The sequence below is a fragment of the Lysinibacillus antri genome (genome assembly GCF_003977595.1).
GTDB lineage: Bacteria > Bacillota > Bacilli > Bacillales_A > Planococcaceae > Ureibacillus > Ureibacillus antri.
Map to the genome: position 1 here is coordinate 37,297 of NZ_RYYR01000023.1, position 20,298 is coordinate 57,594.

The 20,298-nt window shown below is 33.7% G+C and carries 12 protein-coding genes; 11 read left to right on the forward strand and 1 reads right to left on the reverse strand.

What is annotated here, in order from left to right; translation table 11 throughout:
- Positions 1–117 precede the first annotated feature (117 nt).
- The 11 genes from EK386_RS14735 to EK386_RS14785 all read left to right on the forward strand — a co-directional run bounded on the left by EK386_RS14735 (position 118) and on the right by EK386_RS14785 (position 19,629).
- Positions 118–3,141, forward strand: a complete 3,024-nt coding sequence (locus tag EK386_RS14735; RefSeq protein ID WP_246027685.1) for an ATP-binding protein — start codon at positions 118–120, stop codon at positions 3,139–3,141.
- Positions 3,142–3,145: 4 nt separating this feature from the next.
- Complete coding sequence (locus EK386_RS14740; RefSeq protein WP_126659946.1) at positions 3,146–4,183, forward strand: response regulator; 1,038 nt, start codon at positions 3,146–3,148, stop codon at positions 4,181–4,183.
- 466 nt (positions 4,184–4,649) lie between these two features.
- Positions 4,650–7,520, forward strand: coding sequence for an S-layer homology domain-containing protein (locus EK386_RS14745; RefSeq protein ID WP_126659947.1), 2,871 nt, complete (start codon positions 4,650–4,652; stop codon positions 7,518–7,520).
- Between the two features lie 345 nt (positions 7,521–7,865).
- Positions 7,866–9,617: a transglutaminase domain-containing protein gene (locus tag EK386_RS14750; RefSeq protein WP_126659948.1), complete on the forward strand. Its 1,752-nt coding sequence runs from the start codon at positions 7,866–7,868 to the stop codon at positions 9,615–9,617.
- A 270-nt stretch (positions 9,618–9,887) separates the two neighbouring features.
- On the forward strand, positions 9,888–13,133 hold the full coding sequence (locus EK386_RS14755) for a hypothetical protein (RefSeq protein ID WP_126659949.1): 3,246 nt from the start codon (positions 9,888–9,890) through the stop codon (positions 13,131–13,133).
- 14 nt (positions 13,134–13,147) lie between these two features.
- Positions 13,148–13,750: an Ig-like domain-containing domain gene (locus tag EK386_RS14760; RefSeq protein ID WP_126659950.1), complete on the forward strand. Its 603-nt coding sequence runs from the start codon at positions 13,148–13,150 to the stop codon at positions 13,748–13,750.
- A 210-nt stretch (positions 13,751–13,960) separates the two neighbouring features.
- Positions 13,961–14,725: an S-layer homology domain-containing protein gene (locus EK386_RS14765; protein ID WP_158674440.1), complete on the forward strand. Its 765-nt coding sequence runs from the start codon at positions 13,961–13,963 to the stop codon at positions 14,723–14,725.
- Between the two features lie 235 nt (positions 14,726–14,960).
- A complete protein-coding gene (locus tag EK386_RS14770) occupies positions 14,961–16,394 on the forward strand; it encodes an MBOAT family O-acyltransferase (protein WP_126659952.1) in 1,434 nt (477 codons plus the stop codon).
- A gap of 21 nt (positions 16,395–16,415) precedes the next feature.
- On the forward strand, positions 16,416–17,633 hold the full coding sequence (locus EK386_RS14775; RefSeq protein WP_126659953.1) for a DHHW family protein: 1,218 nt from the start codon (positions 16,416–16,418) through the stop codon (positions 17,631–17,633).
- Between the two features lie 128 nt (positions 17,634–17,761).
- Positions 17,762–18,760 (forward strand): macro domain-containing protein, encoded by a 999-nt coding sequence (locus tag EK386_RS14780; RefSeq protein ID WP_126659954.1) that lies wholly within the window; start codon positions 17,762–17,764, stop codon positions 18,758–18,760.
- Positions 18,761–18,987: 227 nt separating this feature from the next.
- The gene (locus EK386_RS14785) at positions 18,988–19,629 is read left to right on the forward strand and encodes a vWA domain-containing protein (RefSeq protein ID WP_126659955.1); all 642 of its coding nucleotides are present in this window, start codon (positions 18,988–18,990) and stop codon (positions 19,627–19,629) included.
- 45 nt (positions 19,630–19,674) lie between these two features.
- On the opposite strand, the gene EK386_RS14790 is transcribed toward EK386_RS14785, so the two are convergent.
- Positions 19,675–20,160 (reverse strand): hypothetical protein, encoded by a 486-nt coding sequence (locus EK386_RS14790; RefSeq protein ID WP_126659956.1) that lies wholly within the window; start codon positions 20,158–20,160, stop codon positions 19,675–19,677.
- Positions 20,161–20,298 lie beyond the last annotated feature (138 nt).

Below are 20,298 nucleotides of genomic sequence, written 5' to 3' on the forward strand. Positions count from 1 at the left end.
GCACGTAAGCCCGTAAATCAACTTCTAAAATAAACCATTAAATATATATAGGACAAATCCTATTTCATTGCTATAATACTTTCATACTATTAAATGATAATAAACTATGAGGTATTTATGAAAAGGAAACTAATCGCATATATTTCTGTTCCTGTTTTAATTGCACTACTCCTAATTATGATTCTTTCTGCTCATGATCCTGCGAAACTACCAGCTGTACAAAATGGGATTTTAGATTTAACTGGGATTGACTTAGAGCAAGTAGGACCCATTGCACTCGATGGGGAATGGGAGTTTGTTTCGGGACAATTGGTGAATTCGGATTATTTTAATAACCAGGGAAGCTCTACTTTAGTGGGTGTCCCTTCGCTATGGACAAAGTATGCTGTAAATGGAGAAAGCGTTCCAAAATATAATAAGGCCACATATCGAATGGTGGTCAAACTACCAAAAGGTGAATCGATTTTAGGACTGAAGACTGGAAATATTAGAATGTCTAATAGTCTCTATGTTAATGGGGAGAAAGTTGGAGGAAGTGGTGCACCAGCCGAAACCACAACCTATTCTCAACGCAATACCCCATATACTGCATTATTTCAACCAGAAGACGATGAGCTAGAAATCATCGTACATGTGGCAAATTTTGATTATGCCTCAGGTGGTGGGATTGTTAGTTCGCTTTACCTTGGAGATGACGAAAGTATTCTTAATATTCGAACTGCTGCCTTAGCCTATGACTGGGTGATGATTGCAGCCTTGTTTGCTGTGGGAATATACTTTTTTGGTTTTTATCTGCATTTTCCAAGAGAGCGCAGTTTATTATTCTTAGCTCTTTTTTGTTTTTCAATGGCTCTTTACACGTCAACGCATGGTGAAAAAGTGTTAGATATAATACTTCCAGGGATACCCTACGAATTGTTTTCCAAAATTCAAGGAACTTCCAATTTAATTGCGCTTTTTTTAGTTGCCTATTTTCATAGCACGTTAAAGGAGTACTCGAATAAAAGCATCGTGAAAATTCTTATAGTGATCGGCGTACTTTTATCTTGCTCTGTGCTACTACCTTTAAAAATCAGCTCGCATCTTCAAAATGTGTATTCAATTTATTTATTTGTTGCGATTTTGTATATTTTCTATATTCAAATCAAAGCCATTCGTAATAAAACAGTCGGTGGGATGTATTTATTATTAGGATCACTCACACTCATTATCTACTGTATCGTTGGGACGTTAAATGTGATTGGGAATACAAAAATTGATAGTTTGCCACCGATTTTCCCATTTATTTACCTGATGATGTTGTCTTTATTTATGGCTCATCGTTTTACTGATACATATCGTAAAAACGAGGAATTAACAGCGAAACTAATTGAAGTTGATCAATTCAAAGATGAATTTTTAACGAAAACCTCCCATGAATTCAAAACACCGCTTCATGGCATGATTGCAATATTACAAACGGTGGCAAAGGATTTAAATGGGAAGCAACAGGAAAAGATTCATTTTGTTATCAGTCAGGCAAAACGGTTGTCGAGCTTGGTGAATGACGTATTGGACCTTGCGCGGTTGAAGCGAAAAGAGCTCAAAATTGATTTAAAGCAAATTGATCTATATTCAACCGTTTTTGTTGTGGTAGAGGCGTTTTCTTACATTTTAAATAAAGAGATTAAAATAATAAATAAAATAAAAAAAGATACGCCGTATGTGGTTGCCGATGAAAATCGATTAAGGCAAATATTGTATAACTTAATTGATAACGCCATTAAATATACAACACAGGGCGAGATTGTTATTTCAGCGATTCAGGATGATGATAAATTAATTATATCTGTAAAAGATTCGGGAATCGGGATACCGTCTGAACAACTTCCAACGATATTCAATAATTACGAAAGAGGAAATCATTTGGATGATGAGCAAGAAGGTATGGGTCTTGGTTTAAGTATAACGAAAGATTTAGTAGACCTCCAAGGTGGACAAATTTGGGTCGACTCGAAGCTTGGAGAAGGGACAACTTTTAGCTTTAGTTTGCCAATTGTAAAAGAAGTAGAATCGAATCATGTCGATTGCGATGATGAGCGAACACAAGTAGTTGAGAGTTTATCGCTTCCATATGCAAATGGTAATCCAATGGGTAAAAAGATTATTATTGCCGACGATAATCATGCGAATTTGCGGGTCTTAATTGAAGCATTAGATACAACAAAATACTTTATTATAGCTGTGGATAACGGAGCAGATGTTTTATCTTTATTAGGGAAAGAGCGAGACGTGGATTTACTCATCCTGGATATTATGATGCCCAAAATGAGTGGATATGAGGTTTGTCAAATTGTGAGGGAAACATATTCGCTTACTGAGTTGCCAATTTTAATGCTGACGGCAGCCATTTTACCAGAAGATATGGTAACAGCCTTCCAAGCAGGCGCGAACGATTTTTTACACAAGCCTGTGGATCTACAAGAATTACACATAAGGGTCAACAATTTATTGTTAATTAAAGAATCGGCTCGGGCAGCTACCAATATGGAAATTGCCTTTTTACAAGCACAAATTAAACCACACTTTATCTATAACGTATTAACTTCCATTATCTCTTTAAGTTATATTGATATAGAAAAATCAAGGGCGTTAATTTTACAGTTTGCCAAATTTTTAAGGGGAAGTTTTGATTTTACCAATACAAATAAGTTGATACCGATTCAAAATGAACTATCACTGGTACATTCCTATATTGAAATAGAAAAAGCAAGATTCCCTGAACGATTTACATTTGAACTTGATGTTAAGGATGAAGTGAGTTGTATGATCCCACCGCTAATCATTCAGCCACTTGTGGAAAATGCTATTCGCCATGGTTTGAGTGCGGAGGATGCTGGAGGGAAAATAATTTTAAGCATACAACAAAAAGGGGAAAAGCTGATTATTACAGTTCGTGATAATGGGATAGGGATGAGTCAGGAAAAGATTGATAAAATTATGTCAGGGAAATTAAAAGATGGACGAAATGGAGTCGGTTTATTAAATATTGTAAAGCGGATTAGACAGTTCCTTGGTGCATCTATTTCTATTGAAAGCACTGAGAAAGGTACTGAAGTAGAGATGATATTGCCTTATAACATTCAGGGGATAGAGGAGTAAAACAATGTTAAAAGCTCTATTAATAGATGATGAAATTCTTGCATTAAATTTACTAGAAATTTTATTAAGAGATATTGGTGATGTAGAGATTGTAGGGAAATTTACAAATTTTGATGCCGCACTTAACACGATTTTAGGACAGCAATTGGATGTAATCTTTTTAGATATTGAAATGCCAGGAAAAAATGGTATTCAAATTGCAGAACAAATATTAGAAATAAATGAGGAAATTAATATTGTATTTGTAACTGCTTATGATCAATACGCAATTGAGGCTTTTCGAGTTCATGCAGTAGATTATTTGTTAAAGCCAATTGACCCAATGAGACTAAAGCGATCGGTTGAAAAAATAAAAAAAAGAAGTAGGATTGCGTCACCGATCTTAACGGGATTAAAAGTTCAGTTCTTTGGGAATTTTAGTTTATTGAACGAACAAAATATTTCTCTTAAGTGGAGAACAAAAAAAGTAAAAGAATTGTGCAGTTATCTTTTACACCATCGAGGACCAATTCATCGATTAAAAATTATCGAGGATTTCTGGCCAGATCTTCCATTGGATAAAGCAAAATCGTTATTACATACAACAGTTTATCAATTGCGCAAACAACTGAAGGAGTTTAGTATAGACAATCCCCTTTCATTAGTGAATGAACGCTATGCGATTAATATAAATTTTGTAGAAGATGATAGAAAAATAATTGAATTGATCAATAACAATGATTTTAACGAAAAGAATCTATCACGTATTTTAGAATTACTAGATAAGGGATATCTCGGGTATGAAGATTATCCGTGGTCGATGAGCACTGCTGAAAATATAAATGAAAAATTTCGAGCTTACCTAGAAAAATTTATTAAAGAACATAGCAATCAAGTAAACAAAACAGAGATCTTCGGGCAAGTTTTAGAAGCGTTAATTAAACATAATGCTTATACCGATTTTTACTATCAAGAGTTGATCAATTACTTCATAGAAATAGAAAATAATAAAAAGGCAGAAGAGGTGTACTCAAAATATAGAGGGTACGTAAAGGAGAATTGAAATTATTATATCGGATAGACAAGAAAGGCTCAGCATGAGAAAGAACTCAATGTTGAGCCTTCTTAAATTTAGAGGTAATTTTTCCTATTATAGTATATTCTTCTGTTTTACATAGAGTAGAAAAAAACGCTATAAAGTATTAAAAGACTAACTTACAATTTGAATCTCTATATGTAAGTCTTCAAAATTTCTTCAATTACATAATTATACAAATGAAAAATTTCCCTATATATCTATAATTTTTGATAATAATCCATTTTTTTTACGTTTATTTATCATAAATTTAGTAATATGATAAATACGTAGCAAAGGGATAGTAACTTTGTTACAAGTGGTATCATTTAATAGCTTTATTACATTTCTAACTTTTCTATTCATGAGAACTATAATACATATTATATTTCTCACAACCAGTAAATTAGTTTTCATAGAATAGTATTCAATAAAATCTTCGGGGGTAAATTACATGTCAAAAACGAAAAAACTATTTGCTTCAACAGCATCTGTAGCACTTGTGGCTGCAGCAATTGTACCAGTAGCATCTGCAGCTCAATTAAACGATGCAGAAAAGATCCCAACTTGGGCAAAAGAAGCAGTTAACTATTTAGTAGATAATGGCGCTGTTCAAGGTGACAATAACGGCAACTTTAATCCAACTGGTAGCTTAACTCGTGCACAAGCTGCAACAATTCTTTCAAAATTATTAAAATTGGAAGCTACAGGAACTGAAAACTTCAATGATGTTAAAGAAGGTCAATGGTTCTACGATGCAGTTGTTGCAACTTCACCAGAAATCTTTGCAGGTGATGACAAAGGCAACTTCAATCCTAACGCTAAATTAACTAGACAAGAAGCTGCAAAAGTTCTTGTAAGTGCATTTGGATTAACTGGAACAACAGATCTTAACAACTTTGCTGATGCTTCAAAAGTTCCAGCATGGGCAGCTCCATTTGTAAAAACTGCTGTTGCAAACGGTGTAATTAACGGTAAAGGTAATTTATTAGCACCAACTGACACAATTACAAACGCTGAGTTTGCTGTAATGGCAAAAGGCGCTGTTGATGCAACTGCTGAAGAAGTAGGACCTGAAGTAACTTCTGTAAGTGCAACTAACCCTACAAATGTTGAAGTAAAATTCAATAAAGCAATTGATAAAGAAACTTTAAATAAATCTGTTTCAATTAATAATGTAGCAGTAGACGGAGCAGAATTATACACACTATCTGAAGATGGTAAAACATTAAATGTTCGTGTTTCAAAACTAGATGTAGATAAAGCATATGCAATTAAAGTTGATGGTATTAAAACTGTTGACGGTGAAGAAATTCCTACTTTTGTAGAAAAAGTACTTTTCGCTGATTCTCAAGAAGCTACAATTGAAAAGGTAACTGCAAAAGCTGGTTCTACTGGTAAAACAAAATTTGTAGAAGTAACTTTTTCTGAAGATGTAACAGGAGCTGCAGCGAACTTCCGTGTTAATAATGTTTCTCCAAGTAATGTTACAATTGAAAAAAATGTTGTAACACTTGAATTACCTGCTGAAATTGAGTCTGGCAACACTCACGAATTACGTGTAGTTGAATTAGCAGATCTATCAGGTAACAAAACAAATGCAACTCAACAGTTCACAATTACTTCTGATACAACTGCACCAGTTGCAAGTGTATCTGCATCAGGTGAGAACACAATCAAAGTTGAGTTTAATGAAGCTGTTAGTGCCGTAGATGTTACAAATGTTAAAATTTTAAAAGGCAATATTAATGTAACAGGTGCTGCTGGAACTTTAAGTGCGGATAAAAAATCAATTGAATTTACTGTTAACCCATTAGTTTATGGTGAAAACGAAACTTCTGCTAACTTAACAGTCGAAGTTGCTGGTGTTAAAGATTTATATGAAAATGCATCAACTAAATCTACACATTCAGTTACAATCTCTAAGGATGTTGTTGCACCAACTGTTTCTGGTATTGAAGGAATTGTTGGAGCTAGTACTTTTGTTATTAATTTCTCTGAAGAATTAGAAGGTACAGCTGGTGACAATGCTAAATACTTACCAACTTTATTTAAAGACAATGTTAAACTTTCTGTTGCTAGTGCAGTTCTTCAAGCAGATAAAGACGGCAAGTTAACTCAAGTACTTGTGACAACTAATGCTGCATTAGTTGAAGGAACTTATGAAGTAACATTAGCTGCTGATACAGTAACAGATAATTCCCTTGCTAATAATAAAAATGCTCAAGTTAAAAAATCATTCACTACAACTACTCCATCTGCTCAAACAGATACAGTAAAGCCTGAAGTTTCTTCAGTTGTTGTAAATGGTGATGTAGTAACTGTAACTTATAATGAAGATGTAACTGCATCTGCTGCTGATTACAGAAATTACAAACTAGATGGTGTTACAATTCCATCAGAATCAGTAATTTATTTTGAAAATAGCAAAAGAGTAGTAAAAATTGAATTACCAAAAGGTTACTTTACTGCTGATAAATCAGATGCAATTGTTGAAATTACAAATGTATCAGACCTTGCTGGAAATGTATTAAATAAATACACTAAACTTAACCAAGTTGTAGTTGATACTAAAGCACCAACTTTAGTAAGTGCAAAATTAGCTTCTGACGCTTCATTTGTATTAGAGTTTGACGAAGCAATTAGCACGAATGTTACTAACTTTGCTCCAGCTAGTGTAATTATTAAAGATGCTAATGGTAATATTGTTAAGAATAGTGATAATAACTCAATCACAACTGGTGCTTCAGTGGGTGTTGATGGTAAAAAAGCTACGATTACATTATCAAATGCTACTCTTGATTTAAATAAAACATATACTATATCTGTGGAAGCAGGAGTTGGTTTAGTAGACCAAGCAGGTACAGATAATGATGCAACTGGAAATGAAGTTACTCCATTTACAAATGTAGTATTAGTTGATGGTGTTGCACCAATTTTAACTGCTGCTAATGGTATCTTTGCTGATGACACTTATACTTCTAATGTAATTGGTATAACTGCTCCAGCTATTGGTACAGTCGCAATTGCTAAATCTGCATTCAGCGAAGTTCCTGCAAGTGTAAAATTAGTATACTCTGATGCAGATACAAAAACTGCTGATGTAGTTGTTACTGGAACAGTTGAAATCAATGCTAGCCAAGACGCATACACTTATTCATTTGCCTCTGCAAACCTAAGCTCATTAGTTACTGGTACAATTAATGTTAACTTAGTACTTGTAGATGCTAATGGTAATGAATCTACTGGTCTAAATGTTGTAGCTGATGGTTCTGGATTTGACGGTGTGGGTGCAGGATTTGAAACTCTTAAACTAGTAAAATAATTCTTAGTTTGATAGGAAATTTCCTTTACTGAAACATAGAAATGATTCCCACGTTCACGTAGTTTCCTCTAATTTTAAAAAGCTCTGTAGAGAAAAATCTCTGCAGGGCTTTTTTTAATCACCCAATATTTCTCACTCCTTTCATTCCTCATTCTCAACGTTTTTTACTGGTATCTTATATATAAATAATAACAGTTTAATATAAGAACAACTAAATCTTTCTGACAATTCCTTATAGAGATATTTGGCCTCAAACCCAACTATCTCCTTTTAATATTTAATAGATTCCTATTTATGAAATTGCTATACTAATTAAAAGAATAGTATTAAATAGGAGGCACTCTGATGGATAAGCGCAAGATTGTATTGGCAACGTTTATGGCAGTTTCCATATCGACTGTCGCAATATCTGAAACATCGGCTAATACGATAGAAAATCAATGGATCAGTGAAAATTCAGGGATTAACGTAAATCCATCTGCTATGGCAGTAATAAGTCCGATAAATGTTACAACAGTTGCAAATTTATCTGCAACCAATCTAACAGAATTAACTTCAGTAATAGAAAAAGAACTTAGTAAACAAAGTACATTAATTTCTATTCAATATACAGGGAATACAACAAATGTTTTAGAAAAAGTAGGGGAAATCATAGATCAATATAGAATGAAAGATGACTATTTAAATGGTACACTTTCATCTTGGAAATATGGTTATAGAGGCTACGGGAATAATGTCACAATCACGATTAACCTTGTCTATTTAACTACTCCACAACAAGAAGTCTTTATACAATCTGAGGTTGAGAGAATTGTAGACGAGATTATTACGCCATCAATGACGGTGACTGAAAAGGTAAAGGCAATTAATGACTATATCGTTCTAAATACAACCTATTCCATGCATTCATCCACAACGCCCCACGCAGCCTATGCGATTTTAAATGAAGGAAAAGGTGTTTGTCAGGCCTATGCATTGTTAGCATATCGGTTATTACAGAAAGCAGGGATTGAAGCGAGATACGTAACGGGCGAGTCTAGAGGAATCGGACATGCTTGGAATCTAGTAAAAGTTGATGGACATTGGTATCACCTCGATACAACGTGGAATGATCCAACATTTGCAGATGGCTCGATAGATCGTAGTGACTATATAAGTTATAGATATTTCTTAATTCCGGATCAAGTAATCTTTCAAGATCATATTATTGATGATAACGGCTACCCAGCTGCAACAAGTGAACGTTTTATGGCGTTTCGCGACATAGAAGCACCAGTACAAGTTGGGACAACTTTGTATTTCCCAAGTGATTCAAACCACATTCAATTATATAAATTAGATTTATCAAAAGAACCTTTTAAATCTCAAAAAGTTTCATCTACACGAGTGCAGGAGCTTGTTCATGCAAATGGGTGGCTTTATTTTAGTAATTATTCAGATGGTGCATTTCTTTCCAAAATGAAGTTAGACGGTACTGGCCTATCGACAATACTAAGGAAAACGGTTGATTCCGTAAAGTTAGAGGATAATGAATTAGTAGCTTCATATAAAGGAGTAGAGCTTTATCGTGAAGTGGTGCTCGCGGATTCTGCAGGACAACAAAAAGAACTCGATCAAGTGAGAGCACTATTAAAAACGATCACATTGTTAAGTCCAAACTTTGAATCACAGGCAAACCAGTTGAAAAACCTATATGACTCCCTAACGAATGAATCTAAAAATCTATTGTCTAGTTCTGATAGTGCAACGATACGTGATATTTTGTCAAAATATTCGGCAATGAAAAGTCTTACATTTATTGGTATGGTACAATGGGATCAACCTCGAATTATTACAGATGCCTATAAAGCGTGGAAAATTAATTTAAACCAAGAAATTGCCAATACATCTTCTAATAAATCCAATATACAAATTATCGATATGTTTGGCGACCCGGTAGAAGTTAACATAAGCATTAATGGAAAACAAATTGTAATCACTCCCGTAAACAGTTATGTTGCAAAAGTTCCATATACTTTGCTCGTAAAACCAGGTCTTTTAAGTGGAGATGGTGCAAAGCTAAATACAAGTGTGTATTTGAAATTTAAGTTGAATTAGTAATTTTCTGAGAAGGGAACTCACATAATGATGAGTTCCTTTTTTTTGATTTATAGCAAACTAAGTATAAGTAACTAAGCTAAATTTCTTGTTATTACTAATTATGACTAAAGTTTAATGATAATTTTCCGATATTATAGGAGGATATTGTATATTAAACTTTAATGTAGAAAGGAGTGAAAAGTTAACCAGAAGTTACTACTTTACTTGTACATATACTTCATGACTATATTTTAAATTGTGTTATTTTGAACAAGAAGGGAGAAAAAAATGAAAAACAAACAAAATTATTTATTCAAGGTACTCTCATCATTTCTAGTTCTTGTATTATTAACATTTACTGTGTTGCCTAGTGTGAACTCTGCAGCAACGATAGAAGTAAACTTAGAGCAACAGGTTAATAATAATTTAGGAGTGAAAATTGGAGATATAATTACTGAAGAAAAGATTAATGACATTGCTTCGACAGATACTTTAAAAGTTATCCTAAAGCTAAACGGGAACCAATGGGCAAGTGATATTGCTACTAAAAAACAATTAGTAATAGATAGCATGGTAACAGAAGAAAAAAGCGAGTTGCAAAAAATATTTAATTCAACTGGTGTTAATCTTACATCACCTGATACACTTGAGCTTACCTTGACAAAAGATACTAGTTATAACATTAAAAAAAATCAAACAATCACTATGAATCTACCTGCTACACTTATTGAAAATTGGGAAGGGCAAGTAACCCCAGTATCTTTCACAATTTATGCAAAACCAGAAGTTACAGTTGGAGGTAGCATTTTAAACGCTACAAAAGATGATCTGATAAAAGGTGGAAAAACTATTGATCTAAATTTATTGAATGCGAAATGGAACATTACCAACACAGGCGGTATGATTACAATAACTGGGTTAAATAAAATTTTAGATCAATTTAAAATTAACCCTACTACTCAATGGGCGGCTACTCAATATTTAAAATCAATCGATCCAAATACTTTTGTGTCATTTGCAAATGAAAACAGGACATTAAGAATGACTTTACCCCCAATTCCTGCTAATAAAGTAGATACTGGTGCTATTACGTTTGACTCAGTAGATGGTGGTACTACTCCACCAACGAGTAATATTTCCTCTACTTATATAATAGATACTGTAATTGGAAGTCCACTACTATACGAAAGTGCAGATGAAAATGCTAGTAAATCATTTACTATAGGAGCTTCTACAGGATTAACTATTAGTAACACGTCCGAAAGTGCAATTGTAGGGGGAACATCTAACATTACATTAACATTAACGGATGGAAGTTGGGCTACCCCGCTTGATCCGGAAAAAAAGAAAGTATTAATTGATGCTCTTGTTGCAACAAAACAAAAGGAACAATGGAAAAAAGTTCAGGATGCATTGAAGACTAGTGCAAATCTAAATGCAATAAGTGTTACAGCTAATATAATTACAATTCCGATTCCAACAGTTTCAGGTTATACGCTAACTGAAGACCAAGTTATTACGTTAAACGTACCTAATCAATTATTAAGTACAAGTGCTGATGTAACACAATCTTTTAAAATCACAGCGACTTCAAAAGCAATTGTTTCTGGAAGTGTAGCGCCTGAGGTGTCGCAAACTGATTTAGCTAAGGGTGGAAAAACAATTGTTGTGACATTGGTCAACGCTAAATGGGAGAACGAGATAGCTTCAAACACTGCAAAGCGCGAACAATTATTAAATGGTTTAAACTTTGGAACGCTTGATGCAACTATTCAAAGCGTGATTAATGCAAAAGCAGAAGTTATAAGAAGTAATGATAATGTCGTAACTGTTAAACTACCGCCAATTGATGGAGTAAAGGTAAATGCAGATGTAAATGTTACATTTAGTATAGGTAATACACCTGCTCAATTAACAGATATAGCTGTGACAACCTCTTCTGAACCAGTATTCAAAATTGCACAAGTTACCAATCAAACAGTTTCACTTTCAGGAACAATCCTTGAAGCTACTGAGTTTGATATTGTTGCTGGTGGAAAAACGATTATATTAACATTGAAAAATGATACTTGGATAAATAATACTGCACTACTTCAGAGTACACTAGCAACAAATTTAGCCTCTATTACAAGTAGTGTAACAGTAACAAGAAATAGTGATACTGTAGTAACGATTCAACTAAATGGAAATAGCTCATATCAATTATTATCAGGTAATCAGACTTTTACACTTTCAATTCCAGATACCCTATTTGTAGTATCTTCAGGTAATAAATCTGTTAGTTTTGACATTTTAGATGTTTCAGCAAAAAACATTGGAAATTCAAAAGATGGTCTAGATGCAGCAGAACTTTCAAAAGGTGGAAAAACAATTGTTGTTTCTTTAGAAAATGCTACTTTTAAAGATAACTTGACAAAATCTCAACTTTTGTCAGTTATACAAAACGGAAGCAGTGCCCTAAGTACAGCAGTATATAGTGCAATTAATAGTTCATCAGACAGTAAAATACTTTCTGCTAAAGGGAATAAATTAACGATTAAACTTCCATCAGTTAGTTATGTTGGAAGTGGTTCAATTAATTTAGAAGTTCCATCTGGGATTATAAATAATGGAAAAAGGAACATTCCTGTTTCAAGCGTTAATGTAGGTGCAATCTCTTCAGTAGCTAGTGATGTATATACATTGACTGAATCGCAAATAAAAAATGGTACTTCATTTACTCTAACTTTATATTCTGGGGCAGAATGGAATCCAACTATTACGTCTAATAAGTCGATACAAAATGCCTTATTAAAAGGTTTTGCGGTTAATGATCAAGAAAATGAGTGGAAAACAATTACGGATAAAATAGTAGAGAATAATAATTTTAGACTTTCAAATTCAAATCGCTCTTTAACTATTACGATTCCATCAATCAAGGAGTTTACAATTGTTCGTGATCAAGAAATTTCAGTAAAAATCTCGAAGTCAGTCTTAACAAATTATAAATATGATATTGAGCTTAATCAAAAATTAAAAATTGCAGTACCAACTATAAGTAATAACAAGTCATTTCAGGATGTACTTCAAGACTTATCCAACTTTATCGCTACAAATAATTTAGAAAAAATCCGTGTAAAAGTACCAGAGAAAAAACTTGAAGAGCTTCAAGTAACAAATGTATCTGTACCTAACTCTGGAAATATTACAACCGTTAAAATTAAAACAAATGGTACTGTGAATAGTGGAACTTTATCAGTTTCAATTGGTGAAGCGAATCAATCAAAACTAATAGCGGTAGGTAACAATTCTTACACATTTGTATTTACCAATGTAGATGCAAAAAGTGATGTGAAAGTAAGTTTAACATCGAATAACAAAGTAGAAGAAGTATTCGGAAAAGCTGGTAATGGCAAAAAGACATATAGCTTATTACCTAAAAAAGAAATTGATGGTCTATATTCACTTTCGGACATTTTAACAGACGATAAACTTTTAAAAGAGATTTTCAAATACTACTCACCAAGTGAATTAGAAGTTGGAACAACAAATTAAGGAGGTTATGAAACATGAAAAAAGCATTGATTGTATTGTGTAGTGTGCTATTGTTTCTACTCCTTCCTATTGATGCACCAAATGCAAAAACATGGAGATTTCAAGCTACTGAAGATGTCAATAAAGTATGGGAAATCAATTTTAACGGAAAATTAGATGCAAAGACTGTTAATTCTACCAATATCTATGTTAAGGATGGGCAATCAATTCATCCTACGACTACTAATGTTATTAATAGTGGAAGAACAATTAAAGTAAAACCTAATACACCTTACACAGTAGGGAAACTTTATGAACTGATCGTTACGACCAATGTAAAAAATGTAGATGGAAAAGTTTTAAAGGACTCTGTGAAAATGCAATTTAAAATAGTTGAAACAGATACGATTTTTAAAGCGGTTCAAAGTATTACAAGTCAAAACATCACCATTCTTACAATAGTTACTGATAGTGATGTACTTGATGTTAAAATTAGTAGCGAGTCATTGAAGTATGTGGGAAATAACACATATGAATACGTTCTTATAGGCGATAAAATAGGCGACAAAGTCACTATTTACGCATATGATGAAAAAAACAAGCTTTTAGAAAAAATGACATATACAATCGGCGAATAAGTTAACCATTTCTTAAAATTACAAGATGCCTAGCGCAGCATTAATGTTGAGCTAGGTTTTCTTATAAGAGTTGTAATGATGTTCTAAAAATTATAGTTTTAGATTAAAATTTTCTCAGCTTGTGATAATTTTTTATAAAGTCTAAAACATCAACTCTATTATTTGATATAATCAACTTAATAAGAATCTAATATGTTGGAGGGAAAATTGATGAAAAAAAACAAAAAAAGTATAAGTAAATATATACTTGTTGCAACACTAGCATTAGGTTTTACAACTAGTGCTGTTACTTTACCTTTTCAATCGGAAGCGGTTGAAGCCGTTACAAACAAGGTGAAATTTAGCGATGTTCCAACTAGTCATTGGGGATATAATGACGTGAATAAGGCAGCGGAAAAGAAATTAATCGTAGGATACAATGGTAAATTTAATCCTAAAGGGAATGTTACAAGAGCAGAATTAGCGCAAATGTTATCGAGCGCATTTGATGGTACAGAGCGTGTTCAAAATTCGTTCACTGATGTAGCAAAATCTAATTGGGCAACAGATGCTATTAATGAAGGAATTGCGTTGGGCTTTATCGATGTAGCTGATTATAAAAACAATAAATTTGAACCAACAAAAGTAATGACGAGAGCAGAAGTTGCAAAATGGCTTTCAAAAGGACTCGTTTCAAGTAATGCTAATTACGGTGTTATTTTAGAGAAAATGGCGAGTGCTACAACACCATTCCTTTCAATTGCAGATTTAAATCAAATCAAAACTAGCGATATTCCTTATATTGGACTTATGATGGGAACTGAATTAATGATTGGTTCTTCTAATAAATTTAATCCAAATGCAGCAATTTCAAGAGTAGAAGTAGCATCAATTTTGATTCGATATCTAGATAAAAAGAACATGGATCCATCTGAATTTAGTAAATTAAAAGAGTTCTATGAGACAGATGGGTTTGAAATAGTTGATATTCAATAATCACTAGAACTCGTGATGTCTAAATTTGTTAAAAGTAAGGCATAATATAAAAATAGACTGTAAAACAAGAGCTATCCTTAAGTTAGTGAATACTGACTTTAGGGTAGCTTAACTTTTTTATTGAAATTTATGCGCTTCTTTCCAAAGTAGCAAATATGAGTTATCATTGAATGTATTTAAATCTTCTATACAATTTTCTATTCATTTGAACAACATATTAACCTCGAGGTGGACCATGGTTTTTAGTAATCTAGTGTTTTTATTTGCATTTTTACCTATTGTTTTGATTGTATATTTTGCTATGCCATCAAAATTTAAAAACCTCTTTTTATTAATTGTTAGTCTGTTCTTCTATGCATGGGGAGAGCCTGTCTACATTTATTTAATGATTTTATCTAGTATAATCAACTATCTGTTTGGTTTACTTGTTGGGAGCAAAAAACAAAATCCTTCTTTGAAAAAATTCTATTTAACTCTTGCTGTTCTAATGAACCTAGGAATATTAGGTTACTATAAATATAGTACATTCCTGATTGAAAATATTAATTTGCTATTTGGATTAGATATTGCATACGAGCCACTACCATTACCGATTGGGATATCGTTCTTTACTTTCCAAGCGATGAGTTATGTAATCGATGTGTATCGAAATGATGCGAAGGTACAAAAGAATATACTCGATTTAGCTTTGTATATTGCACTATTTCCACAGCTCGTTGCAGGGCCGATTGTTCGATATACAACCGTTGCTGAAGAGTTAAAAAAGCGAGTTCATAGTGTGGAGCTTTTTGCAGATGGTGTTCGTCGATTTATTTTAGGGTTGGGGAAAAAAGTAATTATAGCGAATCCTTTAGGAGAAATAGCAGATACGATTTTTGCAACGAATACAAGTGATTTAAGTGTAACGACAGTTTGGATTGGAATTATTGCCTATTCTCTTCAAATTTACTTTGATTTTTCTGGATATAGTGATATGGCCATTGGTTTAGGGAAGATGTTTGGATTTAAATTTTTAGAAAACTTCAACTACCCATATATCGCTCGAAGTGTTTCGGAATTTTGGCGTAGATGGCATATTTCACTGTCGTCTTGGTTCCGAGATTACATTTATATTCCGCTTGGAGGGAACCGAAAAGGGGAATGGAAAACTTATCGAAATCTCTTGATTGTTTGGACTGCTACTGGTTTTTGGCATGGTGCAAGTTGGACCTTTATGGCATGGGGCTTTTACTACGGAATCATTATCTGTATTGAAAGACTAGGTTTCGGAAAAGTGTTAGAAAAAATGTGGAGACCAGTCCAACATTTATATGTACTTATTCTTGTCATGATTGGGTGGGTATTCTTTAGAGCGGATAACTTTACGTACTCTTTAGACTATATTCAAACAATGTTCGGACTAAAAGGTGTGCCACTAACAGATTCAATGGCGATTGGTTATTTATATGATAGTACATATTTAATCGTTATAGGTTTGTTAATCAGTATGCCTATCTATCCTTGGATTACAAAAAAAATGGATCAACAAATGGAAAATGGAAAACGCAATACAACATTAGGTATCATTCGTTATATTGGTGGACCGATTCTTTATTTCGCCTTAATCCTATTAGTTACAATGTTTCTTGTTAATTCAACGTACAATCCATTTATTTATTTCAGATTTTAGTTCAAAATGTGAGGTCTATTCATGAAAAGCTTCAGTAATTATTTACTCACCCTATTATTTATATGTTTTATTATTGGAATCGGCGCCTATGTATGGCTTAGTGAAAAAGCAGATATTTCTTTTTATGAAAATCGGACACTTGCCAAAATGCCTGAAATCTCCGTTGAAAAAATGCTAGACGCTTCATTTACTAAGGAATACGAAACGTACTTTACGGATCATTTCGCGGGGAAGGATCGCTGGGTGAAAGGCTATATTCAGTGGCAAATGTTAACAAACCAAACCTTGATACAAGATTATTATATTGCTGCTGATGATTGGATCTATCCGAAGCCAGCCGATGAGTTAGAATACGATCAAATTGATTTCTCAATAAAAAATGTAAAGCAACTATCTGAATATACCCAAAAGCATAATATGGAGTTTTTCCTTTTCTCCTTACCAAATCGCTATTTAATTTTAGAACCACCATATCCAGCCTATCTTTCGAATAATTATGAGTTTAAACATAAAGAGTATTATTTTAACGAATTATCTAAAATAGATGCACTTAATGTAATTGATGTTTCTCAAAGTTTTGAAGATCAATTTTCATATGAAAAATTAAAAAATATGTATTACCAGACAGATCATCACTGGACGGTAGATGGTGCTTTTGAAGCGTATAAAATCATTTATAATTCTCTAAATGAAAAGTATGATTTGTTCCAAGAGCCTTCTTTTAATGAAGCGAATTTTGATAGACAATGTTATGATCAAAACTTTATCGGAAGCTATAATCGCCAACTATACGAACTAATAGAAACGGACGATGAAGTTTGCACAATGATGCCAACGAACTTTGATTTTAACACTTTAGAAGTCTATGTTGATGGTGAGAAGTTGCCATGGGATAGTGTATATGGCAGTGGGTTAAATAAAGAAGCGGACTTCATTGATTATGCAGGAATCTTTACAAAGGATTTTAGAGAATTAAACATTATCAATCCTGCAAAAGAAGATGGTGCAAAAGTATTGTTTATTAAAGATTCCTATGCAAACCCGATGTCCTTTTGGTTAGCGCAGCATTTCTATCAAACAACATTTTTTGATATCCGTCATAATCAGGATCGAACATTATACGAATACCTTAATAACAATGAGTTTGATGCGATTGTCTTCTTATACAATAGTACAACAGTCTTCGCGAATATGTACAACTTCAACTTAGAGAAATTGAAAGAGGAATGGATTGATTAAATTTCCTCGGATTTAGAAGTACTCCATAAGCCTGACGTAATTAAGGTCTCGCTAATGGAGTATTTTTCTATAATTGCAAAGTCACATCAATTATAAATAATTTTATATGATGAAAAGGAGTTGTCCACATGCCTTTACATATTATCCGAAATGATATTACGAAAATGAAAACCGATGCCATTGTCAATGCGGCAAATTCTGCGCTCAAAATGGGTGGGGGAGTATGTGGTGTGATCTTTCGTGCTGCTGGGGCTGAGCAGTTGCAAGTGGCTTGTAATAAAATTGGGCAATGCGCGGTCGGTCAAGCGGTGATTACAGAAGGATTTCAGTTACATGCAAAATATATCATCCATACAGTCGGTCCGATTTGGCGTGGTGGTGGGGAGAATGAGGCTGAGTTACTAGCACGCTGTTATGCCAATGCATTAAAATTATCAAAAGCTAATGGGTGCAAATCAATTGCATTCCCACTCATTTCATCGGGGATTTATGGCTACCCAAAACGTGAAGCATTAGATATTGCTGTTTCTACCATCAATGAATTTCTTGTGAACAACGAAATGGATGTCACAATTGTTGTTTTCGATAAAAAAGCAGTTCAGATAAGTGAAAAACTTTTTGAGTCTATTCAACATTATATTGATGATCGATATGAGGAAGAATTTATTTTTCAGAACCGAAATAGGGATTTTGAATTCGAACAAGTCTATTCGGAAATGCCAATTTTCGAAAGCGCACCGGAAATTATTCCGAAAAAACGTTCCTTAGAAGATGTATTAAATCAATTAGACGAAACCTTTTCAGAGAGACTTCTTCGTTTAATTGATGAAAAAGGAAAGACGGATGTAGAAGTTTATAAAAAGGCCAATATCGATCGGAGGCTTTTTTCTAAAATCCGTACCAACTTAGGTTACACTCCAAAGAAAGTAACTGTTATCGCTTTTGCCATCGCACTCGAGCTTAATTTAGATGAAACGATTGATTTACTTGGCACTGCAGGCTACACATTATCCAATAGCAGCAAATTCGACCTCATCATTCAGTATTTTATTGAAGAGCGAAACTTCGATATTTATAAAATTAATGAGACATTATTTACATTTGATCAAGTTTTACTAGGAGCTTGATCTGAATTATTAGCCAAATTTGGGGAGATATTAGCCAAATCGCGGCCATTATTAGACAAATCTGAAGAAATATTAGCCAAAACAAACTTAATATTAGCCAAAACAAACTTAATATTAGCCAAACCCGCTCGTAAACCCCAATCCCCAATTTGTCGCCTCCCATGCGACCACGTCAAACCCCATAATTGGTATCCTTCATTTAGACAAATCGAATGGAGGATTTTTTTATGAAAACAAATTGTACGGAGTTAGTCTTTATTTTAGATCGCAGTGGTTCGATGGCAGGATTAGAATCAGATACAATTGGAGGCTTTAATGCGATGCTCTCGAAACAAAAAGAAGCACAGGGAGAAGCGATCATTACGACGGTGTTATTTAACGACGAATACGAATTGTTGCATGATTGTATTCACGTAAACGGTGTGGCGCCACTAACGACAAAAGACTATGAAGTAGGAGGTACGACAGCGCTTTTAGATGCAATTGGATTAACGATTCAAAAAATCAAAAAAGCGCAGAAAGCCACAATGAAAGAAGCGTGTGCGGATAAGGTGCTGTTTGTCATTACGACGGATGGCATGGAAAATTCGAGCCAAGAATATAACTACAAAAAAATCAAAGCCCTCATTGAGCAACAAAAAGAAGTAGGATGGGAATTCATTTTCCTCGGAGCCAACATTGACGCAATTGGAATGGCTTCGAAAATGGGGATTGATCAAGAGAATGCAGTTGAATACCATGCAGATGAAATTGGTACACAAGTCAATTTCCAAGCAGTGAGCGAAACGGTGTTAAACTACCGAAAAGAGGGCAAACTAAATCGCTCGTGGAAAAAAGAAATCGAAACCGACTTCAAAAGTAGAAAATAATTACAAAAACCTGGTACAAACAATCCTGTACCAGGTCTCCTATTACTATGCTACAAACGGTTTTTTCATCATAATTAAACCATAAATATAGAAGAAGATACTACCTGTGATGAGTGTTAAAACAATAAATAAAATCGCTTTCCCTGAATCACCCGTCCAACGATAAAATAGGCGATACATAAAGTAAATGGCGATGATTGCCATAGCGATGGATGTTAATATACCGATAAATGGAATAAAGGAAACGACCAGTAAGCCAAAATAAATGAGTGTGAACATTAAAGCGTCCTTTTTAATTCCCTCAATGGATGTTTTGCTTGATCCCAAGGCAAATAAGGCATAGACATTTAACACAGGGATCCATGACCAAAATGCAATGTCTCCTAGTCCATTCACTTTTGCTGAATTGTAATAGATAATTGCTGTAAGAATGTACCCTACTAAAGCAAGGATTAAGCCAACAATAATAACGACAACGAATAAACCGCCAAAGAACAGATCCATTTCATTTGGATACGTTTCGTAATACATCTCTCAACACCTCCTTTTTATAAAGTGGCCATTTCATAAGATTCAACAATAATATATGTTGAAATAAAAAAATTATTTAAGATTTGAAAAATTAATCCTTCAAACAAGTTTGAAAAAAAGTCGAATTCCAACTTTTTG